The sequence below is a fragment of the Lysinibacillus halotolerans genome (assembly GCF_003711845.1).
Taxonomy (GTDB): Bacteria; Bacillota; Bacilli; order Bacillales_A; family Planococcaceae; genus Ureibacillus; species Ureibacillus halotolerans.
Genome location: NZ_RHLQ01000002.1, coordinates 14,618 through 40,499, shown reverse-complemented (window position 1 = coordinate 40,499; position 25,882 = coordinate 14,618). Strand labels below are relative to the sequence as shown.

The window sequence follows — 25,882 nt, the reverse complement described above, 5'->3', positions numbered from 1 at the left end:
ATTAAAGAATAAAATTATTATCGTTTTAATTTTAACATAAATTTACACTTTTATAGTTTTATTCCATAATATAGATTGATACATATCGGTTAATAAGTTTATTAACGACAGTCAATTTAACGGTTTAAAATTCCGCATAAGAACCTCCAGGTAAGGATACTAAATAAAATTCGTTGTCTCCTCGTAACTGCCAACCTTCAAAATAATTACTATCGTGGAATAACTCAACATATATATTCCCTTCTGCCTCTAACACTAAATCAGATATATGTTCAAAATGAAAAATATTTACTATTCTTTTTCCTGTCAGTATTTTTTCTACTTCTTTATAGGAGTATTGATCAGGCGATTGTAAACAGTCCGAGTATCCAATTACAACTTCATTAGAAGTTAGTATCCTCCAAGGGCATTCAATAATTAAGCTCCCAGATTCAAATTCCATCCCAAAGGGCACATTCTTTTCTGTATTCACTTCCGTAATCTTTTGACCAATAAAATAGTGAAAATCAATCGTACTTAACTTTTTATACATCTTAAATCTCCCCAAAATATGAACTATTTGAATTCTTACTATAAATACTTTCCATCCTTAATTATTAAGTAGAATATTTGTGTTAAGAAGGAATTACCCAAACTTTATACCCATCCTTCATAGCTTTAGTGATTACTCTTAATTCTTGGAATTCAGCTAATCGAAAAGCTAAAGCATACGCTATTTTATAATCGGGTGTAATATAACCATCATATAATCTTGCACAAATTTCATTGGCTATTGAATCTGCCCATACATCGGCTTCGTGTAAACTATCAAATATTAAATTCTCACTATACCACTTAATAGTCATTTATACATCTCCTATTAAAATTTAATAACTATTCTTCTATTAGAAAACAAGTTCGAGTAAAATCCTTCTCATTTTTGTAAGTTCATATGTTGAATAGATAGAATAACCTATTAAAGTACCTAATATAACTGGAATTCCAGTGCTTACTTCTATATTTTCCATAAAGCTATAAACCATTAAATAAATACCAATACCAATACCAAATATAATGAAAAAATTCATAGACATAAAAACATTTCCTTTCATGAGGACTCTCCTATTAAATTTGTTGATATATAGTTTTGAACATTCATTTATGTGTTCATATTCTATTTCTACCTCTATAATAGAATCATATTGAATAGAAGGGACTGAACTATGCACAGATAGAGATCAATATTTTTTACTCGTCAAATATTATATGGAGGTAAGAGTATTGATTACTAAATTGTACACAAATAGGTTGCTTTTAAGAAAAGTTAGGACTTCCGATTCATCTAGTTTATTTAAAATTTGGTCTGATCCGGAAGTAACTAAATTTATGAACATCGACGGTTTTACAGAAAAAAGCCAAGCTATGGAAATGATCTATCATCTTGATAAACTAGCAAACAAGAAACAAGCTATTCGTTTTTCTATCATCGAATTAAATTCAAATGAAATCATTGGTTCTTGTGGTTATAATTCATTCGACTTTGAAAATGAAAAGACGGAAATTGGTTACGAAATAGCTAAAGAACATTGGGGTAAAGGCTACGCTCCAGAAGCAATCTCTGCCCTTGTTGAACATGCATTTCACACTCTTCATTTCAATAGAGTTGAAGCAAAGGTTGAGCCAGAAAATGTTAATTCAATTAAAGTGCTACAAAAGTTAAACTTTACAATGGAAGGTACACTTAGACAAGCAGAGAAGTCAAAAGGTCAATTGATCGATTTAACCATCTTTTCTAAACTAAAATCAGATTAATTTAGATGCCGATATTTCAACTTTCAATGAAATATCGGTATTCTTTTTTATAAGTTATGTCACTTACATTATTAATCAATCTTAAGTCCTTTAATAAATATTTCGAGATTCACTTCTAAAGATTCCTCGAAGTCTAGTGGCAGATTAAACCCACCTTTTCGTTTTAAATCTACTAATCCATGGAGTAAACTTCTTAATCCCCTAACAGCATGAATTTGTTCTTTTTCATCCAATGGAAAAACAGCGATAGGTTTCTTTATTAAATTTACTATAGCTTCTTCAGCCATTTGGATGTTTTTACATGTTGAATCTGGTGATGATATTAGCGCTTCATATAATCCGGGATGCTGATACGCAAACTCTATATATGCTTTTCCAATTGCGCGTATCGCTTCAGGTCCATTCTTTTGATTTAAAGTAGCATTTTTTAAATATTGATAAAAAAGGTTTAATGACTTCATAGCTAGAGCTAGTTTTATTTCGTTTAAACCTTTGAAATGATTATAAAGGGATGGTGATTTAATGGACAACTCCCTTGCCAATGTTGCCATCGTGACTGCCTCCATCCCTTCTTTTTCAGCGATTTCTACAGCTTTATTTATGATTACTTCTTGATTTATTCCAGAACGTGGTGACATCGTTTTTCCCTACTTTATTGATTTTTTTGCCTTTTCAATTGCCTGGTTCATTTTCTCTTCAGCGTCAAAGATTAAATTTCCATGCCCTACCGCAAGTACAGATGGATTATATGTTAATAATTTTTCAGCAGATTCAATTGCGATTTTTTTGTTCCATGTCCCAAAGCTCGGGAATGGAAAACTCCAACGAATATCTCCTGCTACAGCAATTCCTCCCCTTGATTGGAATGCATCTCCTACAATTAACGTATTATCTCGAATATCTAAAAACGACATCATTCCCGGAGTATGACCGGGTGAGTGAATAGCTTTGATGGAACCTATTTGATCTCCATCTTCTATTAATTGATCTGGTACTGTTTTAATATTCTTTGGAATACTTCCTTTAATGGGCATTTCCCCTTCCCCATTTTCTAACGACAGATCTCCGTTTAAAATCTTTAACTCCCTTTTCGGGATGAAAACTTCCACATCCGGAAGTTCCTCTTTCAACCCATCAAGGGCTCCAATATGATCACTATGAACATGGGTTAAAACAATTTTACGTATCGACTTTCCTAAATGAGAAGCGGTTTTCAATATATCTTTCTTACTAAAAGGTAGGCCTGCATCAATTAAAGTAAAATAATCTTCCTCTTCTACAAAATAACAGTTAACTGGGAAAAAACTAGGTAAAAACGTAAGTTGATAAATATGATTCGCTTTCGTTAATTTCACCATTAACCTCCAAAAACTAATGATATTAGTTTTATTATAACTAATACCATTAGTTTTAGAAAGTGTTTTTTCAGAAATATTTAAAAAATCCTTTGTAAGTACAACAATGGATTTAACAGATTATTACATAAACTATAAGCTTTTAATTCCCTCTTCGATTTGAGTTTGACCACTGGTTAAATCAAATGCTTTACCAATTGTATTATCATGTTCTAATGCTGCAACGATTGTAGTTGCTACATCTTCACGAGGAATTGAAGCCATCTCAAGATCATTACCCAATTGTATTTTACCAGTTCCCTGCTCATTAACTAATCCCCCAGGGCGAATGATTGTATAATCGAGTCCGCTATTCTCTAACCAGAGATCTGCATAATATTTTGCCGCACTGTAATAAGGTGTACGATCCATCCATCCAGGATGATTGTTTTCGTGCCATTTATGGATACCGATTGCACTAACAATGATAAAACGTTTTACGCCTGCACGTTTCGCAGCCTTCATGGATTTGATTGCTCCGTCCAAGTCAATCATCATTGTTTTATCGGCACCTGTATGTCCTCCTGATCCCGCAGTAAATACAATTGCATCTGCTTCCTTTGCTGCTTCAACAATATGATCAATACTTCCTTCTAAATCTACTAAAACTGTTTGAACACCTTCTTTTTCAAATTTTAGTTGCTGGTCCTTTTTACGTACCATTGCAATTGGATTATGTTTTTCTGATATTTTTAGCTTACTGATTACATGTTGCCCAATTTGACCATTTGCGCCTATGACTAATACATTCATGTGTTGTCTCTCCCTTTCTTAATGAACGAGCTTCATTTGTTTTCATGATATAGACATAAGAGATAAAAAACTAATAATAAGGGTTAGTACTTATACTTTATTTATTCATACATCTAATAAAAAAAGCTACCCCATTAGGAAAATCCGCCTAATGAAATAGCTATTTTTACAACGGGAAATAAAGTTAATACTCTTTTTGTTTCCCTTCTTTAATAGAAGCGTTTGGAGTAAGATCATCATCTTCCACTTTTTGAAAACCTTTATCTAATCTTCCCGCATTTTCAATATCTCCAGAAGCTTTATAGCCACCGACTTCTGCATTGGAAGTTGTTCCAAACAGATCCATTCCACCTAATTCTACGTTCATCCTTTGTTTGTTTTGTTCTTGTTTCTTATTCACTATTTATCACCTCTAAATTGTAATATGCCCAATGAATTGAAAAATATAGTTTTTTCATCTTCCTTGATTATTAGAAGTGTAAAAACAATCATAGTAAGTAACAATAAACATTATTTAAAAGCTTTAAAATTCATCATTTTTTAGTCAGATAACATCTCGTTCTTTTCGTATAATTGGTATCAATGCAAGAACATTCTGAATGATAAACGTTCTTTTACTTTGCTTAAGAAAACAGTACGATTCAAATGTATCATTCGATACTTTGAGAACTTTAATACGGCGTTTTGTAATTTCCCCTGCTTTGGAAATGTACATCATCTCAACTAGTTGATTACGTTTCATTGCCTTCAGTAACTGTTCTTTCATTGATACAACTCCTTTTTCATGAAACTCGTTCTTGTTTAATTTAAATGATAGAACAAATGTTCCCTATTTTCAATAGTAATTATTGCTAAAAAAGTGTTGGTTTGGTTACAGAACAAATTCGTATAAAATAATAATGATACCTGTTTGTAAGTAAGTCTTTAATATCTACACATCTCTTTTTGTAAACAATCAAACAATCTTCAAGGAAAAAGAAAAAACTTCGAGAAGTCTCCCTCTCAAAGTTTTTCCTTTAAATATCCTTTGGCATAATTTGCTTCATGTTGTTTAAGATCATTTCATCCGTCATTTCCCCAGTAATAAATTTTTCAATCTCTCCTTCAGGGTTTATTAAAAAAGTGGTTGGTAACGGATTGATATTATACGTTGACATCACACTTTTCGATTTATCAATAAGTACTGGGAATGTTAACCCTTTATTTTCTACATACTTTTGGACTGTGAAATCAGTTTCTGCAATATTAATAGCTAATACTTGAATACCATCGTTTTGATATGTTTTATAATAATGATCAATGACTGGAAATTCACTTTCACACGGTTTACACCATGTCCCCCAAAAGTTGAGAAAAACACCTTGCCCTTTATAATCTGATAGTCGATGGGTATGACCATTCATATCCACTAATTCAAAATCAGGAGCCATATCCCCTTCTTGCAATACTTCAACTTTTTCTTTTGTAAAAGTTGAGTAGATTGTAAATACAATGGCGCCAAACAAAATGACAAGAATAACAGCTCGTAAATAACGACGTTTTTTCTTTTTATCCATGTTCATAATTTCCTTTCAGTATACGTTATTTTCTTTTCCAAAGGACAATCATTGAAATCGTAATGATTGTAAATGCACTCAGTGCTAAAAACGGTATGGTAACGAATCCAAACCAATTAATATATTGGCCAGAACATGGAACACCGCTTGTACATGTATGAAATTCTTGCATGGCTGGAATTTTTTGTATCGTATAATGATAACTTGACATTGCCATTCCGATAATTGATAAAGGTAAAATATATTTGTAAATTTCCTTATCGCTCTTATAGAACGCAATTCCTAATAGAATAACAAGGGGATACATTAAGATCCGTTGATACCAACAGAGGGTACATGGTATAAAACCCATTTGTTCACTAAAAAATAAACTTCCCCCCATCGCAATAATAGAGGTAATCCATGCAAATAATATTGACTTATTGATCATTTTTAGCCGCTTCCTCTACCATTTCTCTAAAATCGTCTAAAGTTTGTCCTGTGAATTTTTCTCCCCCGATATAGATAGTCGGTGTGGAGTTAATACCTAAGCCTTTTGCAATTCCCATGTCATGATCTAGTGCCTTTGTTCCCCCATCATTTTTGAACGCTTCTATTACTTTCTCCGTTTCTTCTAGTGAAGCAACTTCTAATAATATAGCTTTTAAAAACTCTTCGGTTAATACATTCTCTTTTCCTGACGCATTTGTTTGGTTTGCAAATAATAAATCATGGAATTCCCAAAATGTTTCATTACCAAGTTCTTTATATACTGTTTCAGCAAATTGGGCAGAAATCGTTGAATCAAAAGCAATAAATGAATAGTTCATAAAGTAAAATTTGGCTTTTCCCGTTTCAACAAATTCCTCTTTTATAAACGGAACAAATGAACTGTTAAATTCTCCACAGTGGGGACATTTATAATCTCCAAATTCAACAATTTCGACTGGTGCAGATTCTTCTCCTAAATAAGGCTGCCCTTCGTAATCAATTTTAGCCGATTCGGTTTGAACATTTGTTAACACGATAATACCAATTAAACAAACAGCAATGATGCCGATAATCCAAAATATTTTTTTAGACATTTGAAACACTCCTAATTCAAACTACATAATGTAGTGTAATGGGGTAAAAAATTTACGCTAAAGCGTAAATAAAAAATAAGCAAATTAATAGGAAGATAAAGAGTGAAATATAGGACTCTTTCTTAGGAATCTTCCATTCTATATTTTTTAATGGATTCAAAATGTACTCAATTCGATAATTTACAGATGTATCTGCAAAGGATACGTATGCAAAAGGCATTTTATGTTGCTTACCTACTTTAATCATTTTCAACAATGCACTACTTAAATAAACCGGTGTATTTTGCCTTTTAATGGCGTAATCATCTGCTAATATTTCTTGAATAATTCGGTATTGTTGGGTAAACCATTGTAAAATCGGAATATACCACATTGTAGAAGCACATAAAGAGATTAAAAATACTTTTAGTGGGTCACGATTTCTATAATGATAAAATTCATGGGATATAACCGAGCGTAATTCTTCTTCCGTTAACAAATTAATTACCCCTGTTGAAATCACAATTTTAGGTTTAATAAACCCCATTGTAATAGCAAGTGGAACTGGGTGCGATATAACAACAATATCGTCCCTTTCCTTTTGATACATTAAATTAAAGTCATTTGTGAGGGTAATATCTTGATATTGTTTAAATTTCCGCTTCAAATTCCAACTATTGATCAGTTGGGAGCCGATTTTCCACATTAAATAAAGTACCGTATAAAAAACGAGTAAATCTAATGCATATCGAAGTGACGAAAGACCAATGGCTTTTAAAAGGCTATGACAAGCAACGACTAAATTGTACTTTGAATTCCAAATACCCATTATCGAAAGGATGTATAATCCCATTTGAACAAAAATAATACTTGATATGGCTAATGGAACTATATATGTAATGGTTGCGCGACGTTTTGACATAGTTATTTTTCCTTTTTTAATTCTTTAATTTTTTGTTCAAGTTTTGATACAAGGTCTTCATCAACATCTTCAAGCGCATCTAACATATGACTGACAACAACAGTCCCGAATTCATCCATTAATTCATGAGTCATTTCCTTCGATTGTTCATTCAAAAAAGATGCTCTCGTTTGAACAGGGGCATAAACAGAAGAACGACCTACCGTTTTTTTTCGAAGAATCCCCTTTTCAACTAGACGATTCATGACGGTCATTACCGTATTAAAATTAGTAGACTTCTCTTTTTCCAACTCAAATTGAACATCTTTAATGGTCATTTCTTTTTCTACATTCCATAATATGTCCATAATTTTTGCTTCAAGCGGTCCAAAAAAGCGGTTTAAGCCACTTTCCTTCATTTTAAATTTTCGAATCAACACGATTTACCACCTCACATTACACATTGTAGTGTTATATTGTTTTTGAGTCAAGAAGTTGTGTTCGTAATTAAATTCAATTGATAATCTATAAAAAAAAAAAGATAACGATAGTATTCACTACCGTTATCTTACGAACTTTATTTAAAAAATTTAGTTTAAAAAGGAATGATACCTAATACAAGACAAACGATCACCATAACAATTGTCGATCCGAAAGCCCATTTTAAGAAGATGCGTTGGAATTTCCCGAAATCTTCTCCAACCATCCCTACTAATAAATAAGTAGACGGAACTAATGGACTTAATAAATGTACTGGTAAACCTAATAGTGAAGCTCTACCAATTAATGCCGGATCAATGCCATATACAGCTCCTGCTTTAGCAAGTAGCGGTAGGACACCGTAGTAAAAAGCATCGTTTGACATAAAGAAAGTAAAAGGAGCACTAAGTATAGCTGTGATGATAGCAAAATGGGACCCCATAGATTCTGGTATGTATTGGATAACCGAATTAGCCATGGCATCCACCATTGTTGTACCTGAAAGAATACCTGTAAAAATACCTGCTGCAAAAACCATCGATACGACAGACAATGCATTATCCGCATAATTTGCTATACGTTCTTTTTGATCCTTCATTTTTGGATAGTTAACTGTTATTGCAATTGCAAATCCAAGCATGAACAATGCAACTGGTGGTAACAACTCCATAATTAGTGCAACTAATAAAGCAATCGTTAATGCATAATTAAAAATTATCAATTTTGGACGTTTTAAATTGTTCTCATCTACAGTAGCCGTTAGTTGAGCGATTGTTTGGTAATCAAATTCAATCACTCCAATTCTCTTTCTTTCCTTTCGACCTAAAATAAACGCCATAAACAGTACAAAAAGAGCCCCGCCGACCATTGCAGGAATAACTGGTGTAAATACTTCAGACATTTCTAAATTTAAAGCGGACATAACCCGTGCTGTTGGTCCACCCCAAGGTAATAAATTCATAACCCCAGAAGCAGAAACTGCAATACCCGCTAATAGTATCGGTCTCATTCCAATTCTCTTATATAATGGAAGCATCGCTGAAATAGTAATCATATATGTAGTAGTGCCATCGCCATCTAATGAAATAAGTAAGGCTAATATCGCTGTACCGATGGCAATTTTAACAGGATCACCTTTTACAATTTTAAGAATCGTATTAATGATTGGGTCAAAAACCCCGGCATCAATTAATGTACCAAAATAAAGAATGGCAAATAAAATCATGATCCCTGTTGGTGCTACACTTTTAATTCCGTCTAACATCATCGGTCCCATTTCACTACCGAACCCACCAATTAACGCAAAGACGATTGGGATCATAATCAATGCAATCATTGCTGAAAGTCGTCCGGTCATAATTAGAACCATAAATACAATAATCATTAAAAATCCTAATATAGCTAGCATATTTTTTCTTCTCCCCCTTATGAAGTAAAATAACAATCTACTATTTTCCCTTTAAATAAATTGTAGAGGAGAAAAGTTAGTTTGTAAGCGATTGCAAAATAATGTTTTTTAAGAACATTACGAAACTTTTGTTCATTGTGTTCACGGAATAACGGAATATTATGTCCGAACATGAAAATACAGAAACTTTATTACAATATAAAAAGTGGGCACCATTAAAAGTGCCCACAAATATGTAAAAGGGAATATTATTCTAATATATTACCGCTTTCATTTTTAGTAGATATCGTAATATTAGGTTGCTGTTCACTTAATACATCAATAAAATAATCCGTTGTAATATATAAATGATGTTCCACACAGCAATCTTCTTGTAATGGGAAGGATGGATCTATGCTTCGATACCAAGATAAAAAGCTAGAATTTTCTATTTTAAAAAAAGTAGAGTCATATGTTAATTTAGGTAGACCTAGCGATTCCCTTTTTAAACGAAATTGATCAATTAATATTTCAACATCATGCCTTATAAACTCTTCGAGAATACGAAAATGACGAATAGCGTAATAATTGGATTGACTTTGTTTGTAAGTAAATACATACTCCATTGAACTGTTAAACGTATTAAATTTCAGTACAAAATCACCTTCAAAATGCATAGATACTAGATTCATTGGTGCATGAAATCGATCAAAGGGATTCACTTGAAGTGGTTCCCAAATAAGTAAATCTCCATTTTCTAACATTTTCATCCTCCCTTTCACCATTGAAGAAAATACAATATCTTTAAATTTTACAATATCTTCGTTCAGGTCTTCCAACTACACCATAGACGACTTCTGCTTTACATTCCTTTACAGTGATTAAATATTCTAAATAACGTCTTGCAGTAATTCGAGAAGCGCCAATTTGTTCGCTTACTTGCTCAGCCGATAAACTCGTTTTACTATTCTCCAGAACATTTCTCACTTTTACGAGGGTAATTTCATCAATCCCTTTCGGTAATGCAGTTTCCTTTGTCGTAGTAGAGGGAGCAGATTTTTTCAATATGAGATCAACAAAATCTTGATCTATTTCCTGTTTTGATTGCAAAAGCTGATGTTTATTCAAATACTCTTCAATTGTTTCATTAAACCGTTCCATCTTAACCGGTTTAATTAAAAAATATTCTACTCCGTAATGCAGTGCCTTTGTAAATAGCTCTTTATCGGTTGCTGCTGTAATCATAATAATATCTAAATTCGAAAATTGTTTACGAATGTTAGGTAGCAAATCCGTTCCCAGTTGGTCGGGCATATATACATCAAGTAAAAGTAAATCTGGCTTCTCTTTTTTTAATATTTCAATTGTCTCTTTTCCATTAAGTGCTTTCCCTACAACTTCAATTCCTTCAAAATTTCCTAAAAACTTTTCATGAATAGCTGCTACACGAAAGTCATCTTCTGCGATAACTGCTTTTAATTTCACTGTTTTTCCCCTCCTTGCAGCTGTTTCGGAAGATACACTGTAAATACCGTGTTCTCTTTGCCATTTTGGACTTCAATAATACCGCCTAGTTCTTTTACCGATTTGTCAGCGTTTGACAATCCATATCCCCTTAGGTCTTCCCCTTCTTTTGAACTAAAGCCCCTTTCGAAAAGGGATGGCATATCTTCATCTGCTATTCCTTTTCCATTGTCACTTATTTCAAAAATAATATCCTCACCAATATCTGTCGCGAAAAATTTAATAACTGGTTTTTCTATATCAGAAACAGCTTCAAATGCATTATCTATTATATTTCCAAGTATAAGGGTCAACTGAGAAAGTCTAATATGATCAGGAAGTTTGTCGATATAAGTTTCTGGAGCTATTTCAAATAGTATTTTTTTCTCCGATGCCTTCCCTATTTTCCCTAATAAAATGACTTGAACTTTCGTATCCCTAATTTGTTCAAACACGATTTGGTTCTGAAACTCTAACTCCGTTGTTTCCCCTTGAATCATTTCGATTGCTTCATCATACTCACCTAATTGTAAAAGCCCTGATAGCACATATAATTTATTCGTAAATTCATGGGTTTGCGCCCTTAACTCTTCCGAGTAAGTTTTCATTTCAGAAAGTGTATTTATCATTTGCTCGATTTCTGTTTTTTCACGAAATACAGCAACGACACCATTCACACTTTTTTCATCTTTTATCGGTGTACAACTGACGATTATCGTTTTATTTTTCCATGTTAACTCTTTATCGAATTGGGGCTCTCCTGAATTTAACACATCATATAAATAATTTGATGGAAATAAACCATCGACTTTTAAGTGACGGACAGAACCTTTTATACCAAGTAAACTTTTAGCTCGCTGATTCATGGAAGTAATGATTCCATTTTTGTCAATTGACAAAATTCCTTCTTGTACGGAATGTAATACAGCGTTTTTCACTTTATATAAATTAACAATTTCGTAAGGCTCTAATCCTAAAGTATCTTTTCGAATACTTTTCGCAAGTAAAAAACTTCCTATAATAGATGCAATTAGAGCGGATAACGAAATGACCAATTCTTTTGATATATTTTTAAATATTTGTTTTTCTATATCTTCTACTAAAAATCCAACTGATACGACTCCGATGATGTCACCATTTTGATTAAAAATAGGCGATTTACCTCGCATTGAAAGACCAAGGGAACCACGAGCTTCCGAAATATAATATTCACCCTTTTCAATTGCCCGTTTACTGTCCCCACCTACCATTTTCTTCCCAATTTCTGATTCTTGTGGGTGGGAGTAACGAATCCCTTCCTTATTACCGACTACAATAAACTCTGCTCCAGTTTTTTGACGAATTTTTTCTACTACGGGTTGAATCATTTCCGATGGATTGTCACTTTCAAACGCCTCGATAATTGTTGGCATCATTGAAACGGATTTGGATAGTTCTAATGCTAAGCGACCTCGATCTTCTGCTATTTGTTTACCGTGCATATAGGTAAAATAAGAAGTTAATAGGAGAATAATTAAAAAACTTAATGATAATGTTAATCCTAAAATCTTTGTTTGGATTGATACTCTCCTCATATAACGCATCCTCTTTTAATCATTTATTGTTAATTCTATAAGAATATAAATATTCTATCAATTGATTGCTATTTATAATCTATAAACAATTGGTACATATAAAGAGAGAGATTCAAAAAGATTTCTCCTTCATTAAATTATAGTGAAAAATAAAAAAGCTTGAACAAACAAGCTTTTCATCGTGGGAAGGCATCATTTTTTGATACTCGAATAATGTCTTTTGGAAGGAATTTTTTAAAATATTTTGCAACCATTTCGTGTATGTCTTTTCGATACCACTTGGATAGACCATGCTCTTCAAATAGTTGTGGCATCCCTAATCTTTCTGAACGTTTTCCCATCGCCCCATCCCCAATATTTAATGTGTCAATCCAAATAGTATCCGCTCTTATTTCTAGAACCTTTGGGAAGTCAGGTGTAAATGGTAATACAGGTGAAATGGAAGCTTGTGTGGATATACCCTCTTTACGCAGTTCTTCTAAAGCACGTAAACGTAAATTTATACTAGGAGAAAATGGCGCAAATAATTTCCGAATGTCATCTCGGTCTGTTTCAATTGTCATAGATACGACAACTTTACATTTTTCTTTTAATTTTAGTAACAAGTCCATATCCCTTGTAACTAAAGGGCTACGAGTTTGAATTTGAAGAAAATCGGGTGGAAATTCAATCATTGCTTCTAAAATGCTTCTTGTTATGTGTGCCTTGCGTTCTATCGGCTGATACGGATCTGTTGCTGATGACATAAAAATATTCAAAGGATCTTGTTTCTTCCGAATTTTGATGACTTCCTTACGATAATTTTCCGCTGCATTTAATTTAATATTTAACCATTCACCCCATGGAATTTCGTTGAATTTTTGAATGGGCATTTCCCTTACATAACAGTATTTACATGAAAAGGCGCAACCACTGTACGGATTAAGAGAATGGGTAAATCCAACATCTAGATAACCTTTTGCTTCCGTCAATATTTTCTTTGATAAAATCTCTTTTATTTCAATCCCCATCTATAGACTCCTTTCTCGAAGGATATTATTTTTAGAGAAAAGATTTTAATTTGATTATATAACCCAATAGTGTGTAGCTTTCTAATAAAAATACAATTATATGAAAAAAACTATAAATTTATTGTTTTCCTAATTAAATAAATTCCACATAAAAACTGATTCCTTTCATACAGAAATCAGTTTATTCCTATTATCTCCATTATGGATTCGATGATTGTAATTTTTGTTGGGCAGATTTTTTCATCGACCAAAAATAAGTCAGAATGAAACAACTGAATAATACAAAGGCTCCAAATAAATAGGGTGAATCGATTTTCCAATCATATAACATTCCCGCGCATATCGGACCGACCATGTTCCCTAAACTCATATATGCATTATTCATTCCAGCAGCAAATCCTTGTTCATCCCCCGCCATTTTACTAATTGCTGTATTAACTGCCGGACGAATGAAAGTAGCAGCAATCATGTTTAAAGAGGCAACAGTTAATATTATGAAAAATCCATTTACATAAATTAATAGTACAAGGGTAATCGAGGCTACCACTAAATGAAATAAAATAATTTTCATTTCGCCAAAGCGAAGGAATAATTTATCCATCCAAAACAATTGAAGTATTACACCTGCAAATCCACCAACAGTAAAAATGACTGAAATTAAAAAAGGTGTATATTGAAATTTATCATCTAAATATAGTGACATAGTAGCTTGATAATTGGCAATCCCAAAACTGAATGTAAATACAACGATTAAAAAAACAAAATATGGAACTTTAAAAGAAGAGATTAGTTGATGAAAAGTATTTTGGTTCGGTCTACCTGCTGGCACATTCAATTTTTGTTCAACATTCGGTAAAACAAAATAAGAAACAACTGCCGCAACTAATGCGATTGAACCAGCAAAATAAAATGGGAATTCTAAAGTAATTCCTGATAAACCGCCCCCCTATGCTAGGCCCTACTGTAAACCCTAAACTAATTGCTGCGCCGATTAAACTCATACCTTTTCCCCGTTCTCCCAACGGCGTAACATCACCAACATAGGCCAATATTGTTGGCATCACAAACGCAGCGCCAATGCCTGAAATTAATCGTGAAACAAAAAGTAACCATAAAGAATTTGCAAGTCCAAACAATATGAGGGCACTACCGAAAAATATCAAACCTATAATAATAAAATTTTTCCGACCATATTTATCTGATAGTTCACCTATGAAAGGAGATAAAACAAACTGTGCGAAAGAAAAGGTGGCAATTAATAAACCATATATCCTTCCCCCTGCATCAAACATTTCTAAATATGCCGGCATTACAGGGACAATGATTCCTAATCCGCCCATCGTAATAAACATACAAAACATTAATAAATATAAAGTAAACTTATAGTGACCAGGCATGGTACACATCCTTTTTGTTCAATGAGAAGAAGTTGTAAATATCCCTAAACAATGAGATGTTTACAACTTCCTTATCATGAAACACTCTTTTAGTTAAACCTTTGTTTAATTACAAATGAAGACCTTCTTTTAAATAAAAAGTTTTGCTATCTTATATTTAATATTCTTACTATCGAAAAAGTATGATACCCTTCTTAAAAATACGATTCACTTTTTATTTTCGTTATTCTTACCCTAATACTGGCGAAGGATAATCAAATAAATGCTTACCATAAGCATCTATCGCATCTTCGTATAAAGATGTGACATGGGTTCCAATTGCCAATAGATCACGGGTAATCATTTCCACAATCCCGACGTACCATATAAAATAGGTATAAGTAAGCAATTTTCAAATTTAACAAACTTTATCGATCATTTACATCAATCAAAGCGAGCAGCTTTGTTACCCCGTTCGCAAAATATTATTCAATTTGAGGAACTTGGTTTACTTGGTAATTTTCTATCCAATTCGAATATAGAAAGCATTCGACAGACTGCACAAAATGAATTAGGGAAATTAATATGCGAAGATAATAAAAATAAAGATTTACTTTATTCCCTTTATATTTATTTAGTGAATGGAAGACATCTTGAAAAAACGATGAAAGACTTATCCTTATCAATGGGTGGAATCCAATATCGAATTAGAAAAATAGAAGAATTAACAGGTAAAAATTTAAAAGACTTTCATACAGCTTCCTAACTATTGTTATTAATAGAATCCCTATTAACATTAGGTGAGTTGACATGGGATCATTAATTTAAAATGATATAATCTAAAGAAAGAATAGTACTAGATTTCTTTTGGAAAGGAAAAAGCCGGGATATATAATCCCGGCTTTTATATTAAAAGACATGAGTTAATATAAAACTGAACTCATATCAAACATTATTATTGCTAAACAAAGGAGCATTTTTTTCATGGCTGACCATTAATTAATTAACTATGCTCTACTTTCACTCGTTTAATAAAGAAAGAAATAACTAAACCAATTACAGCCACAATAATAGCAAAAGTAAATGATCTGTGTAAACCTTCTGTAAATGCTAATAAAGGATTTAGTGGATTCGTTGCATCTACAGGATTACTTAAATAATCATTAGTTCCTGACGATAATAATGAAATTGCAATTGCTGTACCGATTGCTCCAGCTACTTGTTGCAAAGTATTCATAACAGCTGTTCCATGTGGATATAACTCTGGTGGCAATTGATTTAATCCATTCGTTTGCGCTGGCATCATAATCATTGATACACCAATCATTAAAACAATCAGTAAACCTATAATGAAACCTTTGGAAGTATCTAGGTCAATTGTAGAAAAACCAAATAATGTTGCCATTACTAATACGAAACCGGGAATTACTAGCCACTTAGGTCCAAATCGATCAAAAAGTCCACCCATTAATGGGGATAGCAATCCATTCATTAATCCACCTGGCAGTAAAAGTAATCCTGCTGTAAATGTGCTAAGTGCAAGTACAGTCTGTAAATACAGTGGTAATAGGATCATAGAAGAAAGCATCACCATCATAACGATAACTATAAGAATTAAACCAATTACAAACATAGGATATTTAAATACACTTAAATTCATAATTGGCTGCTTCATTGTTAACTGACGAATAGCAAATAATAATAAACCTAGGACACCTGATACTAAGGCAATGATTACTTCTAAACTGCCCCAACCTCCACCTTCTCCTGCACTACTAAATCCATAAACAATTCCTCCAAAAGCAATTGTGGATAATAGGATAGATAAAATATCAATTTTTGGTTTAGTTGGTGTTGTAACATTTTGCATAAAGAAACTTCCAAATACAATTGCTACAATTAATAACGGTAATGAAATCCAGAAAATCCAATGCCAAGTTAACCATTTTAAAATTAAGCCTGAAATTGTTGGCCCCACAGCTGGTGCAAAGCTAATCACCAATCCCATTAAACCCATAATTTTACCACGATTTTGCGGTGGAATTAGGACAAGGATGGTATTAAACATAAGAGGTAATAATAGTGCTGTCCCTACTGCCTGAATGACACGAGCGATCATTAAAACCGTAAAGCTTGGTGCAAGAGCAGCAATAAAAGTACCAATAATCGAAAAAATAAGAGAAGTGATAAATAATTGTCTAGTCGAAAACCATTGTAAAATTAGACCTGAAACGGGAACTAATATCCCCAACGTTAATAAATAACCAGTTGTTAACCACTGGACAGTAGTTTCATTAATTCCAAAATCAGTAATAAGACTATTTAATGCCATATTCAATGCCGTTTCACTGAAAAGTCCAATAAAGCCCGCGATTAGGAACGAAACGATAATAGGTACTGTTCTAATATTATTTTTTGCAATGGTCGAACCATTGTTTGCGGACATGTCTATGTTCATCATTTTTACCCCCTTTAATTGTTATGAAAATCATGTTCTTAAAAGTAATGCTATTGGTGTAGGGTTAAAGCCTATATATTTTCTTTTTTTACTTGTATCATATGTAAAACACCTTTCAAATCCTTTATTTCTTATGTGTTTCATAAAGTTCCGCCATCTTTACTAAATAGCTAATACATCCCATAATAACTAAAGTGTAGATGTTTTCTGTCAAATAAAGCATAATTGTAGTGCTTTTCTTCCATACTCCGAGTTGATTATACTTGTATGGAATAAAAAAGTATACAAAAAATAACAAGTTTTACAAGTACTTCATAAAAAAATAAATTGTCGTAATTTAACTCAACCATAAATATTATTTTTACCATAACAAAGAAAATAATTAGTTCATCGGTTTTTATAATCAAAAAAATCTCCTGATTTTCAACTCTTGCCCACGCACTCTGTTACACCTCAATAGCCCTTATATAATTTAACACAATGATCCTCACATATTAAAATTTATTGCTCCTGTCATTCTGAAATAAATTGAAAAAGGCGCTTCTTATAAAAGAATAGCGCCCGATTAATAACTTTAAAGAATTTTTCACTCTTATATTTCCTCTATTTCCAGTTTTTAAGCATCTTTCGAATATATATAATTTGACCGATGTGATAGGCATTATGAGTTGAAACATTCCCAAGCACTTGCCACCACTTTACAACTTCTGGGAAACCTTTTACATCAGATTCAATCTTTTCATCAGTTAATAACTTTTCACACCGTATAAGTACTTCTAATAGTTGTTTTTTTTAAATCGTTAAAAATAAAATTTTCAGGAATTATAAAACTATTATCATTATTTCCTATTGAAGGAACAGCATCAACATGCGATGCTTCGTACCTTGTTTGCCATGTTTGATTCCAATAAAGTAAATGTTGCACGATTTCAGCAATACTATTACTATCTTCGTTTGGCTTCCAAAAGGCTTGCTCCTCAGACAAATTTTCTACAGCAACTGAAAAAGGTTCATACCAACTGGGGTCATTTGCATTTGCTAATAATTGATCCGTTAAAATATCTTTTGCATGAACTATATCCAACACTCCCTTACCTTTAAATTAGTATCATACATATCTATACAATGTCATCTTATTCTACAAAGTAACTCAAATGTCCTCTTTTATTCGAACTAGAGTACATCTAAGGTTTATTACTAATTTCAATTCTCATATTTACATTTCACATGAAAATGAAGATGGCTTTATAAAGACTGGAAATAAAAAAGAACGCTATTTCTATTTTAGAAATGCGTCCTTTATTAAAATATCAACATCTAACATACTTCCGTTTGAATCCAAGTCTATCCTTTTCTTTTTGTTTTTGAATATTTTCATAAGCATTTAAGTAACTAGATTTTTTGCTATCCCTTTTTACTTCTACAATTCCTACTTCCTCAGCAATTAAAAGAGCTTTTTCATGTAATGGTAAATAGGAAGTTCCTACAGTGTATAAAAAATTATTCATTGCCGATTTCGTTCTTTCTGGTGAATGATGGATAGTATTTTTTACCAAATCAAGCATACGAGAAATTTTACTTTCGGAAAATTCATTGTCTTTAAGACTTCCTAAAAGCCAACAGTAACAGCTCCAACCTGCCGACATTCTCAACTCATCACCACTGGCAATCCATTTATCAGCAACGTCTTGAGCAATGGCTGATTCTGATAAAGTAACTGCCACTACATAATCGGACAACTTATAAAAATAGGCATCGTCCATCCAACGATCATAATCCAATTCCGTCATACCATTTGGGTCTGCAATAATACCGGCAAAATACATTGCATCATAGTTTCCCGTTGCATATAGTTGTTCTGCTAAAGGTTGATTTATTTTTATTTTCTTTGCAATAGGTTTCATAGCACCGGTTGCGACGCCAAAAAGAGGCTCACGGGCACCGTTAGATATGTACATTTTCTTCGTTCGTTCTTTACCTAGGGATTCTAGTTCCATCATAACGGTTTCAAAATCCATCGTTGTATTTCCTCCTTTAATAGATTCCTTTTGTAATCAACTAGACTATTGTTTAAGGTCTTTTCATACTTCTTAATTTCACTATAATCCAAGTGTACCTTTAAATAACTTACAAATTTTATTTATTTCAACAGTACCATATTCTATCGTACATTTACGATTAAATCTGCGACGATTATATAAAAATAGTTAATTAAAGATTTAAAACCTTCATAAGTTGGAAATAATAGGAACAAAAGGTGTGTAAACAATTTAAAATAAGATGGTAAAAATGTAGAAAAATGAATTACCGCTTTAAGATTGGTAATTATTTCTAGACTCAAATCAAAGTGTAGCCTATTCTATTGATTTCTATAATACCTTTGTAGCATAAATCCATTATTACTGCTAAAATCATATAGTTAGATATAGTAACTGTATATATAAAGGAGTATTCATTGATGAATATAGTATTAACAACTTTAAACGCCAAATATATCCATACCAACTTGGCGTTACGATATTTGAAAGGATCAGCTAGACCGGAATTTGATCCGACAATTGTTGAATATACGATAAAAGACCCTGCATTTAACATCGTGTCCGATCTTTATCAATACAAGCCGGATGTTGTTGGATTTAGCTGTTATATTTGGAATATCGAAGAAACAATTCGCGTCATTCGAATGCTTAAAACCGTATCGCCACAAACAAAAATTGTTTTAGGTGGGCCTGAAGTTTCCTATGATGTCCATGATTGGATACGTCGACTACCAGAAGTAGACTTTATCGTAATGGGTGAAGGTGAAGTATCTTTTAAACAATTATTAAAATATTTCAATGGTGAAATCGCCATCGAAGATGTACCGGGAATTTGTTATTTACAAGAGGGCAAAATGAAAATCCATGCCCAACCGAAAAAAGTTGATCTACGTGAACTTCCTAGTCCATTCCGTTTCGAAGAAGATCTTCCCCATCTTGGTAAGCGAATTCAATATATCGAAACAAGTCGTGGCTGTCCGTTCTCTTGTCAATTTTGTTTATCTTCTATTGAAGTAGGCGTCCGTTACTTTAATCGGGAAAAAATTAAAGAGGATATAAGGTACTTAATGGCCCATGGTGCAAAAACGATTAAATTTGTCGATCGTACCTTTAACATTAGTCGTAGTTATGCAATGGAAATGTTCCAATTTTTAATCGATGAACATGTGCCTGGTGTCGTTTTCCAATTTGAAATAACAGCAGACATTATGCGTCCAGAAGTAATTCAATTTTTAAATGACAATGCACCAAGAGGTTTATTCCGCTTTGAAATTGGTGTTCAATCAACAAACGATTTAACTAATGAACTTGTTAAACGTCGTCAAAACTTTGAAAAACTGAAACGTACAGTAACCATGGTTAAAGAAGGTGGCAAAATCGATCAACATTTAGATTTAATCGCCGGTCTCCCAGAAGAAGACTATAATAGCTTCCGACAAACCTTTAACGATGTATTTGCGATGCGACCTGAAGAGTTACAGCTTGGATTTTTAAAACTTTTACGTGGGACAGGTCTGCGTGTAGAGGCACAAAAATATGGTTATACGTATGTCGATGTGGCACCTTATGAAATTTTCTCTAATAACGTGTTAACTTTTGATGATATTGTTCGAATTAAACAGGCAGAAGATGTACTTGAGAAATATTGGAATGATCATCGAATGGATAATACAATTGAATACCTCGTAACGGAAAGTTTTGAAACTCCCTTTGATTTCTTCCAAAACTTCGGTACTTATTGGGAAGAAAAAGGATGGTCCCGAATTGGGCACCAGCTCGAAGATTTGTTTAAAAGGTTAGAAGCGTTTTTAGCTACTCAACCTAATGTAAATCTTGATATCGTTCGCAGTTTAATGCAGCTTGATTATTTATCAAAACAACAATTCCAACCGCGAAAATTATGGTGGGATGAACGGGTTTCACGGGAAGAACAAAAAGAAATATACAATATATTAAAGGAAAATCCAACCCTTGCCGGTGAAGAATTTGCCCAATTTGACCTTAGTGAAAAGGCATTCTTTAAACATTCTTTATTGATTCCTTTTGCACTAGATTATGAAGCTTTCAAAAATGGACAAATTGTAGTAAAAGAAGGATATTTACTCGCTTACTTCCGCGCTGGAATGGAGCCTTATTTTGCAACTCTTGAAAAAGTACATGCATAATTTAAGAATTTTACAAGCAGAGATCGAATTAACAATTCCCCCAAGAAGCTACAGCATTAAGTTTATTAATAATAAAAACAGTTGGAGACCTGTTCTCCAACTGTTTTTATTTTATTCAGGAATATATGGTAATTCTAAATTTTTTGGAATATTAATGACATGGGTTTCAGTATAAGATTTTAATCCTTCTTCCCCATATTCCCTTCCTACTCCAGATTGTTTTACGCCTCCGAATGGGAACCGAACATCTAACCCTTGAACAGCAGCTGTATTAATCATTGTTGTACCAGCTTCAATGCGACGAGCTACTTTAATAGCATGTTCTTCCTCACCCCAAACCGAACTTGTTAAACCATAAATACTTTCATTGTGTAACTCGATAACTTGTTCTTCATCATCGAAAGGAAGAATTGGTACAGTTGGGCCAAATTGTTCTTCTACAACAATCGGATCATGATAATCTGCACCTAATACAAGGGTCGGTTGTAGGAAATAACCATTATCCATTAATTCAGGATTTAATACTTCCCCTAACGGAATTATTTTAGCCCCTTTATTTTTTGCATCTTCAATTAAACTTTTTACGTATTTCACTTGATTTTTATTATTAACCGGACCTACTGTAACGTCTGGATGGAAAGGATCTCCTACTCGAATCCATTTGTTTGCCGCCTCAATATATTTTTCAACAAAAGCATCATAAATGGAGCGGTGCACATAGACTCTTTTTGCAATCATACAAATTTGTCCTGCAGTTAAGAAATTCGAAATAACCATTCGACGTAATGCACGTTCGTCGTTAACATCAAAGTCGTCCAACACGATCGCAGCATCATTTCCACCGAGTTCTAATGTCATTTTTTTGATTGTTTCTGAAGCGGATTTCATTATGTGCTTAGCAGTGTTTGTCCCACCTGTAAAGGCGATTTTCGCTACTTTCGGATTTGATGTTAACTCAATTCCTACTTCCGCATCCCCGTTAACTAAATTTAACACACCTGGTGGGAATTCATTGGCAATTATTTCTGTTACACGACTAACTGCTAACGGAGCAAAAGGACTTGGTTTTAAAACCATTGTATTCCCTGTTAAAAGTGCTGGTGCAATTTTAATCGTTGATAAGGAAATTGGATAGTTCCATGGTGTAATGGCAGATACAACACCGATTGGATCAAAGGTAATAATCGTTCTACCATTTTCATGTTCCTTAACTTCTGGCGTTACTACCTTTTTCACATGGTCACAAGCAAATTCCATCCACATGATGGATATAGCAATTTCTCCTTTTGCATCATAAAGAGCTTTACCATGTTCACGGGATAATAATTCGGCTATTTCATCTGTCGAATCCTTTAATTTTTGAATAGCACGTTTCATTCGTTCTATTCGATCATCTACATCAGTCCAAGCCCAATTTTTAAAGGCGTTATATGCTGCATCGATTGCTTGAATCGTTTCTTCTTTTGTATTATTTGGAGCATAACCTACAATTTCATCTGGATGAGTTGGGTTTTCCCTCGGAATTGTCTTTTCCGTTTTAATTTTTTCCCCATTAATTATTGCATGAACTGTAATTGGTTCCTTAGTCATTGTGTATTACCTCCATAACTTTTTACTTTTTAACACAATTATGTTCTACCATAATTGTGTTACGATTATATACCTTACAATTTTCAATTACGAATTATTTGCTTCTTCAACTATTTCTACTAACCATTCTTTTAATTCTACAAAGCGATGACTTTCGGGCTTTGAATTTGTTCCAACAATTATCATCGGAACGAGTGAATCAATTTTATGAAGGGAACCGTGAGCTCCCCCTCCTGCATGATCATGACTATGTTCCTCGATAAATTCATAATGCGGTTTGGCATCTACAATAATAAAACGACCTGGATTTGAATGTAGAGCACCATGAAGTCGAGCTAGAGCATCTGGATACGCATTAAATTGTATAGTTCCTTCATGATCAAAATTTAAATCTAATACAGTTAAATCCCCTTCCAACTGCCAACTTTGTCCATAACTATCTTTAAATGATCCATCCGGATAAAAGGAGAGTAAATCATTTTGATTAGGATTTATTACATAATTACGATCTGCTTCCTTCCAAGCTATAAAGCCAATCCGTTCATCTTTCTTTAACTTTCCAACGATTTCATCTATCGATAATTTATCATCATTTAAATAGATGTAAGCCATTCGTTCATTAATGGCAATAGCAATTTGACCATTCCGTTTATCACCATCCCAAAAGCTATAGCCATTTAACAGTTTATTTAAATCAATCAAACCTTTTTTCTTATCCTTTTCCACTAAAGATTGAGCACTATCGCCCATTATAATCCAAGTAACTTCTTGAATTGCTTTATCCCATGAAGAGAAGTTATTTAACAGTTTTTGAAGGGATTCATCTGCCTTTTCAATAGCCGATAAATCATCTGGACCGTTTCGATGTAAAGTCGCGTCGGCATCAGGAAGATAAGCAAGGGTAAAGGAAGGTAATTTATGTTGTTCAATTAAATAGTTCAATTCATTAACCGTAAATTCATTATTAACACCCATTCGATCCCAAAGAAACTTTTGACGATCATTTTGGGGATTCAATTGAGATAAAGCGCCTAAAGACAAAATTGTAGGACCAACTACCTCAACATTTTTTGGCAATAAATTAAGCCACGTAACCATCTTCGGAACATTTAATAGGTGACGTTCGTTTCCTCGAAAAAGAAGCCCGTTAATAGAAGCACTTTGTAAATTTCTATTGTCCAACTCCTCATGAATCGTTAAAACCTCTTTATTTAAATGGTCATTATTTAAATGAATAATACTATCTTTCGTGACATTTCGTATACCATTGTTCCAGATTTCAGCTAAACCACTTCCATAACTAATCATTCGATTTTCCTTTTGATTAAACCAAATTAAACCCGGAATACGATGCTCGTTAGCGTAAGTACCTGTTAAAATCGTACTATCAATCGTTACGGACATCGTTGGATAGGAACTAACAAAATCTGAATAAAACGTTCCATTTTTAATTAAAAATTCTAGTGCTGGTGCCTTTCCTTGATCAATTGCTTTTTGAAGCGATTCGGTCATAAGAGAATCGACTGTAATAAAAATAACGGGTTTCTTATTCGTTTGAATCTCAATATCATCTATATCCTTAGTTTTTGACATGGATAACGATAAAACAAATATTCCTAAAATGACAATGATACCAACAACTGTAAATAAAATTTTACGCAGCATATTAAACACCTTTTAAATGAATTTCTATTATTATGGTTTAAAGGTTCATTTAACATGCTTAAAAAAAGAAAAAACTATACTCCGTAATGTTAGATTATTTCTAGCAACTAGGGAGTACAGTTTTTTAAGTTAAAATGTTCCATTATTTAACGCTCTTTGCATTGCTTTTACAAGTTGGGATGGTTTACTAATAAAACCATCTTGTGTCGTACCGAATCTTCTTTGTAATGCTCTAATCATGAGTGAGGGATAACTTATAAATCCATCAACCGTTGTTCCTAAATCTTTCTGCATTGCACGAATTAATTGGCTTCCGCCACTACCAAAGCGAGCTGATGGAATATTTACAGTCGACGGATTTCTCGGTTGGCCGCTAATAATACCATCGACTGTTGTACCATAATGACGTTGCAATGCTCTTGTTGTTGCTGGTCCCCAATAACCATCTACCGCAAGTTTTGTTGATGACTGGGATGGTTTTTCGCTTGGTGTTGGAACTGGTGTTGGAGTTAGTGAATTTACTGGAGGTCGGCTAGGTGTTGAAACCGGTGTTTCTTGTTCAGATTCAGCTACTTTACTGAGCCCTAAAAAACGAGCAAGACTTTGGGCAACAGATTTTCCAACATTCGCTATAATTTCATCATTACGTAATTTTACGATATCGATCGTACTATCCATAAAACCGCCTTCAATTAAAATAGAAGGCATTTCTGTTTCACGAACAATGTGTAGGTTCGCTCGTTTTATTCCTCTATTTGTTAAGCCATAAGCTTTAACAACTGCTGGATGAATGGCGTTTGCTAATGCAACACTTTGAGGAGATGGGTATGTGAAAGTGTATGTTTCTACACCTGTATGAGTCCCCCATCGACCAGATAGGGCGTTGTGATGAAATGAAATATAATAATCTGCACCCCAACTATTTGCGCCGTTTGTCCGTACAATTAATGGAACATCTGTTTCTCCAGTTGGATCATCAAATCTTTTCGTAATAACCCCTTTATACAAGGCTAATTCATTCGCAAAAGCACGGGCAACTTTATTGTTAAAAGACCACTCTCTTTCTCCGTCTGGTGACCGTTTTCCTGGTGTATGATATCCATGACCGGCACCATATCCTATTTTTATCATTTTTCATCACCCTCGGAAATAGTATATGCATAGAATAAATAGAGGTTAGAACAGTTGCCTCAAATT

Annotated in this window: 28 protein-coding genes and 1 pseudogene; 3 read left to right on the top strand and 26 right to left on the bottom strand. The window is 33.3% G+C overall.

Annotated features, from left to right (window positions below):
* Positions 1-124: 124 nt before the first annotated feature.
* The 3 genes from EC501_RS01660 to EC501_RS01650 form a co-directional block, all read right to left on the bottom strand.
* Positions 125-532 carry a hypothetical protein gene (locus tag EC501_RS01660; RefSeq protein ID WP_122970554.1) on the bottom strand — a complete coding sequence of 136 codons (408 nt, stop codon included), beginning with the start codon at positions 530-532 and terminating at the stop codon, positions 125-127.
* A gap of 82 nt (positions 533-614) precedes the next feature.
* Positions 615-845, bottom strand: coding sequence for a hypothetical protein (locus EC501_RS01655; protein ID WP_122970553.1), 231 nt, complete (start codon positions 843-845; stop codon positions 615-617).
* A 39-nt stretch (positions 846-884) separates the two neighbouring features.
* The gene (locus tag EC501_RS01650; RefSeq protein ID WP_122970552.1) at positions 885-1,091 is read right to left on the bottom strand and encodes a hypothetical protein; all 207 of its coding nucleotides are present in this window, start codon (positions 1,089-1,091) and stop codon (positions 885-887) included.
* 169 nt (positions 1,092-1,260) lie between these two features.
* On the opposite strand from EC501_RS01650, the gene EC501_RS01645 reads away from it, so the two are divergent.
* Complete coding sequence (locus EC501_RS01645) at positions 1,261-1,791, top strand: GNAT family N-acetyltransferase (RefSeq protein ID WP_122970551.1); 531 nt, start codon at positions 1,261-1,263, stop codon at positions 1,789-1,791.
* Between the two features lie 71 nt (positions 1,792-1,862).
* Here the strand turns inward: EC501_RS01645 and EC501_RS01640 are convergent, their stop codons facing one another.
* From EC501_RS01640 to EC501_RS18595, 17 genes are all read right to left on the bottom strand, one after another.
* Entirely contained in the window at positions 1,863-2,429 is a 567-nt protein-coding gene (locus EC501_RS01640; protein ID WP_122970550.1) for a TetR/AcrR family transcriptional regulator, read from the bottom strand.
* A 9-nt stretch (positions 2,430-2,438) separates the two neighbouring features.
* The gene (locus tag EC501_RS01635) at positions 2,439-3,146 is read right to left on the bottom strand and encodes an MBL fold metallo-hydrolase (protein WP_122970549.1); all 708 of its coding nucleotides are present in this window, start codon (positions 3,144-3,146) and stop codon (positions 2,439-2,441) included.
* A 132-nt stretch (positions 3,147-3,278) separates the two neighbouring features.
* Positions 3,279-3,938 carry an SDR family oxidoreductase gene (locus EC501_RS01630; RefSeq protein ID WP_122970548.1) on the bottom strand — a complete coding sequence of 220 codons (660 nt, stop codon included), beginning with the start codon at positions 3,936-3,938 and terminating at the stop codon, positions 3,279-3,281.
* Positions 3,939-4,122: 184 nt separating this feature from the next.
* Positions 4,123-4,338 carry a hypothetical protein gene (locus EC501_RS01625; RefSeq protein ID WP_122970547.1) on the bottom strand — a complete coding sequence of 72 codons (216 nt, stop codon included), beginning with the start codon at positions 4,336-4,338 and terminating at the stop codon, positions 4,123-4,125.
* Between the two features lie 144 nt (positions 4,339-4,482).
* Positions 4,483-4,704 carry a transcriptional regulator gene (locus EC501_RS01620; protein ID WP_122970546.1) on the bottom strand — a complete coding sequence of 74 codons (222 nt, stop codon included), beginning with the start codon at positions 4,702-4,704 and terminating at the stop codon, positions 4,483-4,485.
* 250 nt (positions 4,705-4,954) lie between these two features.
* Entirely contained in the window at positions 4,955-5,494 is a 540-nt protein-coding gene (gene resA / locus EC501_RS01615; RefSeq protein WP_122970545.1) for a thiol-disulfide oxidoreductase ResA, read from the bottom strand.
* Positions 5,495-5,519: 25 nt separating this feature from the next.
* A complete protein-coding gene (locus tag EC501_RS01610; protein ID WP_122970653.1) occupies positions 5,520-5,921 on the bottom strand; it encodes a disulfide oxidoreductase in 402 nt (133 codons plus the stop codon).
* Complete coding sequence (locus EC501_RS01605; protein WP_122970544.1) at positions 5,914-6,558, bottom strand: DsbA family protein; 645 nt, start codon at positions 6,556-6,558, stop codon at positions 5,914-5,916. Before EC501_RS01605 ends, EC501_RS01610 begins: the two co-directional genes overlap by 8 nt.
* A gap of 52 nt (positions 6,559-6,610) precedes the next feature.
* Positions 6,611-7,459: a M56 family metallopeptidase gene (locus EC501_RS01600; protein ID WP_122970543.1), complete on the bottom strand. Its 849-nt coding sequence runs from the start codon at positions 7,457-7,459 to the stop codon at positions 6,611-6,613.
* A 2-nt stretch (positions 7,460-7,461) separates the two neighbouring features.
* Positions 7,462-7,878: a BlaI/MecI/CopY family transcriptional regulator gene (locus EC501_RS01595; protein WP_122970542.1), complete on the bottom strand. Its 417-nt coding sequence runs from the start codon at positions 7,876-7,878 to the stop codon at positions 7,462-7,464.
* Between the two features lie 155 nt (positions 7,879-8,033).
* The gene (locus tag EC501_RS01590; RefSeq protein WP_122970541.1) at positions 8,034-9,326 is read right to left on the bottom strand and encodes a CitMHS family transporter; all 1,293 of its coding nucleotides are present in this window, start codon (positions 9,324-9,326) and stop codon (positions 8,034-8,036) included.
* A gap of 248 nt (positions 9,327-9,574) precedes the next feature.
* The gene (locus EC501_RS01585) at positions 9,575-10,069 is read right to left on the bottom strand and encodes a hypothetical protein (RefSeq protein ID WP_122970540.1); all 495 of its coding nucleotides are present in this window, start codon (positions 10,067-10,069) and stop codon (positions 9,575-9,577) included.
* 40 nt (positions 10,070-10,109) lie between these two features.
* Complete coding sequence (locus EC501_RS01580; protein WP_122970539.1) at positions 10,110-10,790, bottom strand: response regulator; 681 nt, start codon at positions 10,788-10,790, stop codon at positions 10,110-10,112.
* Positions 10,787-12,382, bottom strand: a complete 1,596-nt coding sequence (locus EC501_RS01575; RefSeq protein WP_338322877.1) for an ATP-binding protein — start codon at positions 12,380-12,382, stop codon at positions 10,787-10,789. Before EC501_RS01575 ends, EC501_RS01580 begins: the two co-directional genes overlap by 4 nt.
* Positions 12,383-12,558: 176 nt before the next feature.
* A complete protein-coding gene (locus EC501_RS01570) occupies positions 12,559-13,392 on the bottom strand; it encodes an SPL family radical SAM protein (protein WP_122970537.1) in 834 nt (277 codons plus the stop codon).
* 199 nt (positions 13,393-13,591) lie between these two features.
* The gene (locus tag EC501_RS18600; protein WP_338322878.1) at positions 13,592-14,221 is read right to left on the bottom strand and encodes an MFS transporter; all 630 of its coding nucleotides are present in this window, start codon (positions 14,219-14,221) and stop codon (positions 13,592-13,594) included.
* A gap of 13 nt (positions 14,222-14,234) precedes the next feature.
* Entirely contained in the window at positions 14,235-14,789 is a 555-nt protein-coding gene (locus EC501_RS18595) for an MFS transporter (RefSeq protein ID WP_241559248.1), read from the bottom strand.
* A 442-nt stretch (positions 14,790-15,231) separates the two neighbouring features.
* On the opposite strand from EC501_RS18595, the gene EC501_RS01555 reads away from it, so the two are divergent.
* A complete protein-coding gene (locus tag EC501_RS01555; protein WP_158599655.1) occupies positions 15,232-15,534 on the top strand; it encodes a helix-turn-helix domain-containing protein in 303 nt (100 codons plus the stop codon).
* A gap of 237 nt (positions 15,535-15,771) precedes the next feature.
* Here EC501_RS01555 and EC501_RS01550 read toward each other — a convergent pair whose 3' ends face one another.
* From EC501_RS01550 to EC501_RS01535, 3 genes and pseudogenes are all read right to left on the bottom strand, one after another.
* Entirely contained in the window at positions 15,772-17,214 is a 1,443-nt protein-coding gene (locus EC501_RS01550) for a DHA2 family efflux MFS transporter permease subunit (RefSeq protein ID WP_421930379.1), read from the bottom strand.
* Positions 17,215-17,829: 615 nt separating this feature from the next.
* Positions 17,830-18,304, bottom strand: a pseudogene (locus EC501_RS01540) (DinB family protein).
* 232 nt (positions 18,305-18,536) lie between these two features.
* Positions 18,537-19,244, bottom strand: coding sequence for a DNA alkylation repair protein (locus tag EC501_RS01535; RefSeq protein ID WP_122970533.1), 708 nt, complete (start codon positions 19,242-19,244; stop codon positions 18,537-18,539).
* 440 nt (positions 19,245-19,684) lie between these two features.
* On the opposite strand from EC501_RS01535, the gene EC501_RS01530 reads away from it, so the two are divergent.
* Complete coding sequence (locus tag EC501_RS01530; protein WP_122970532.1) at positions 19,685-21,430, top strand: B12-binding domain-containing radical SAM protein; 1,746 nt, start codon at positions 19,685-19,687, stop codon at positions 21,428-21,430.
* A 111-nt stretch (positions 21,431-21,541) separates the two neighbouring features.
* Here the strand turns inward: EC501_RS01530 and EC501_RS01525 are convergent, their stop codons facing one another.
* The 3 genes from EC501_RS01525 to EC501_RS01515 form a co-directional block, all read right to left on the bottom strand.
* Positions 21,542-23,020 (bottom strand): aldehyde dehydrogenase family protein, encoded by a 1,479-nt coding sequence (locus EC501_RS01525; RefSeq protein WP_122970531.1) that lies wholly within the window; start codon positions 23,018-23,020, stop codon positions 21,542-21,544.
* Positions 23,021-23,107: 87 nt separating this feature from the next.
* Positions 23,108-24,685: an alkaline phosphatase family protein gene (locus EC501_RS01520; protein ID WP_122970530.1), complete on the bottom strand. Its 1,578-nt coding sequence runs from the start codon at positions 24,683-24,685 to the stop codon at positions 23,108-23,110.
* A 129-nt stretch (positions 24,686-24,814) separates the two neighbouring features.
* A complete protein-coding gene (locus EC501_RS01515; protein ID WP_122970529.1) occupies positions 24,815-25,816 on the bottom strand; it encodes an N-acetylmuramoyl-L-alanine amidase in 1,002 nt (333 codons plus the stop codon).
* Between the last annotated feature and the right edge of the window lie 66 nt (positions 25,817-25,882).

Coding starts and splice junctions, on each gene's coding strand:
- EC501_RS01660 (WP_122970554.1), bottom strand. CDS start 532: ATGTATAAAAAGTTAAGTACGATTGATTTTCACTATTTTATTGGTCAA.
- EC501_RS01655 (WP_122970553.1), bottom strand. CDS start 845: ATGACTATTAAGTGGTATAGTGAGAATTTAATATTTGATAGTTTACAC.
- EC501_RS01650 (WP_122970552.1), bottom strand. CDS start 1,091: ATGAAAGGAAATGTTTTTATGTCTATGAATTTTTTCATTATATTTGGT.
- EC501_RS01640 (WP_122970550.1), bottom strand. CDS start 2,429: ATGTCACCACGTTCTGGAATAAATCAAGAAGTAATCATAAATAAAGCT.
- EC501_RS01630 (WP_122970548.1), bottom strand. CDS start 3,938: ATGAATGTATTAGTCATAGGCGCAAATGGTCAAATTGGGCAACATGTA.
- EC501_RS01620 (WP_122970546.1), bottom strand. CDS start 4,704: ATGAAAGAACAGTTACTGAAGGCAATGAAACGTAATCAACTAGTTGAG.
- resA (WP_122970545.1), bottom strand. CDS start 5,494: ATGGATAAAAAGAAAAAACGTCGTTATTTACGAGCTGTTATTCTTGTC.
- EC501_RS01605 (WP_122970544.1), bottom strand. CDS start 6,558: ATGTCTAAAAAAATATTTTGGATTATCGGCATCATTGCTGTTTGTTTA.
- EC501_RS01600 (WP_122970543.1), bottom strand. CDS start 7,459: ATGTCAAAACGTCGCGCAACCATTACATATATAGTTCCATTAGCCATA.
- EC501_RS01590 (WP_122970541.1), bottom strand. CDS start 9,326: ATGCTAGCTATATTAGGATTTTTAATGATTATTGTATTTATGGTTCTA.
- EC501_RS01585 (WP_122970540.1), bottom strand. CDS start 10,069: ATGTTAGAAAATGGAGATTTACTTATTTGGGAACCACTTCAAGTGAAT.
- EC501_RS01575 (WP_338322877.1), bottom strand. CDS start 12,382: ATGAGGAGAGTATCAATCCAAACAAAGATTTTAGGATTAACATTATCA.
- EC501_RS01570 (WP_122970537.1), bottom strand. CDS start 13,392: ATGGGGATTGAAATAAAAGAGATTTTATCAAAGAAAATATTGACGGAA.
- EC501_RS18595 (WP_241559248.1), bottom strand. CDS start 14,789: ATGCCTGGTCACTATAAGTTTACTTTATATTTATTAATGTTTTGTATG.
- EC501_RS01550 (WP_421930379.1), bottom strand. CDS start 17,214: ATGTCCGCAAACAATGGTTCGACCATTGCAAAAAATAATATTAGAACA.
- EC501_RS01535 (WP_122970533.1), bottom strand. CDS start 19,244: ATGGATTTTGAAACCGTTATGATGGAACTAGAATCCCTAGGTAAAGAA.
- EC501_RS01530 (WP_122970532.1), top strand. CDS start 19,685: ATGAATATAGTATTAACAACTTTAAACGCCAAATATATCCATACCAAC.
- EC501_RS01525 (WP_122970531.1), bottom strand. CDS start 23,020: ATGACTAAGGAACCAATTACAGTTCATGCAATAATTAATGGGGAAAAA.
- EC501_RS01520 (WP_122970530.1), bottom strand. CDS start 24,685: ATGCTGCGTAAAATTTTATTTACAGTTGTTGGTATCATTGTCATTTTA.
- EC501_RS01515 (WP_122970529.1), bottom strand. CDS start 25,816: ATGATAAAAATAGGATATGGTGCCGGTCATGGATATCATACACCAGGA.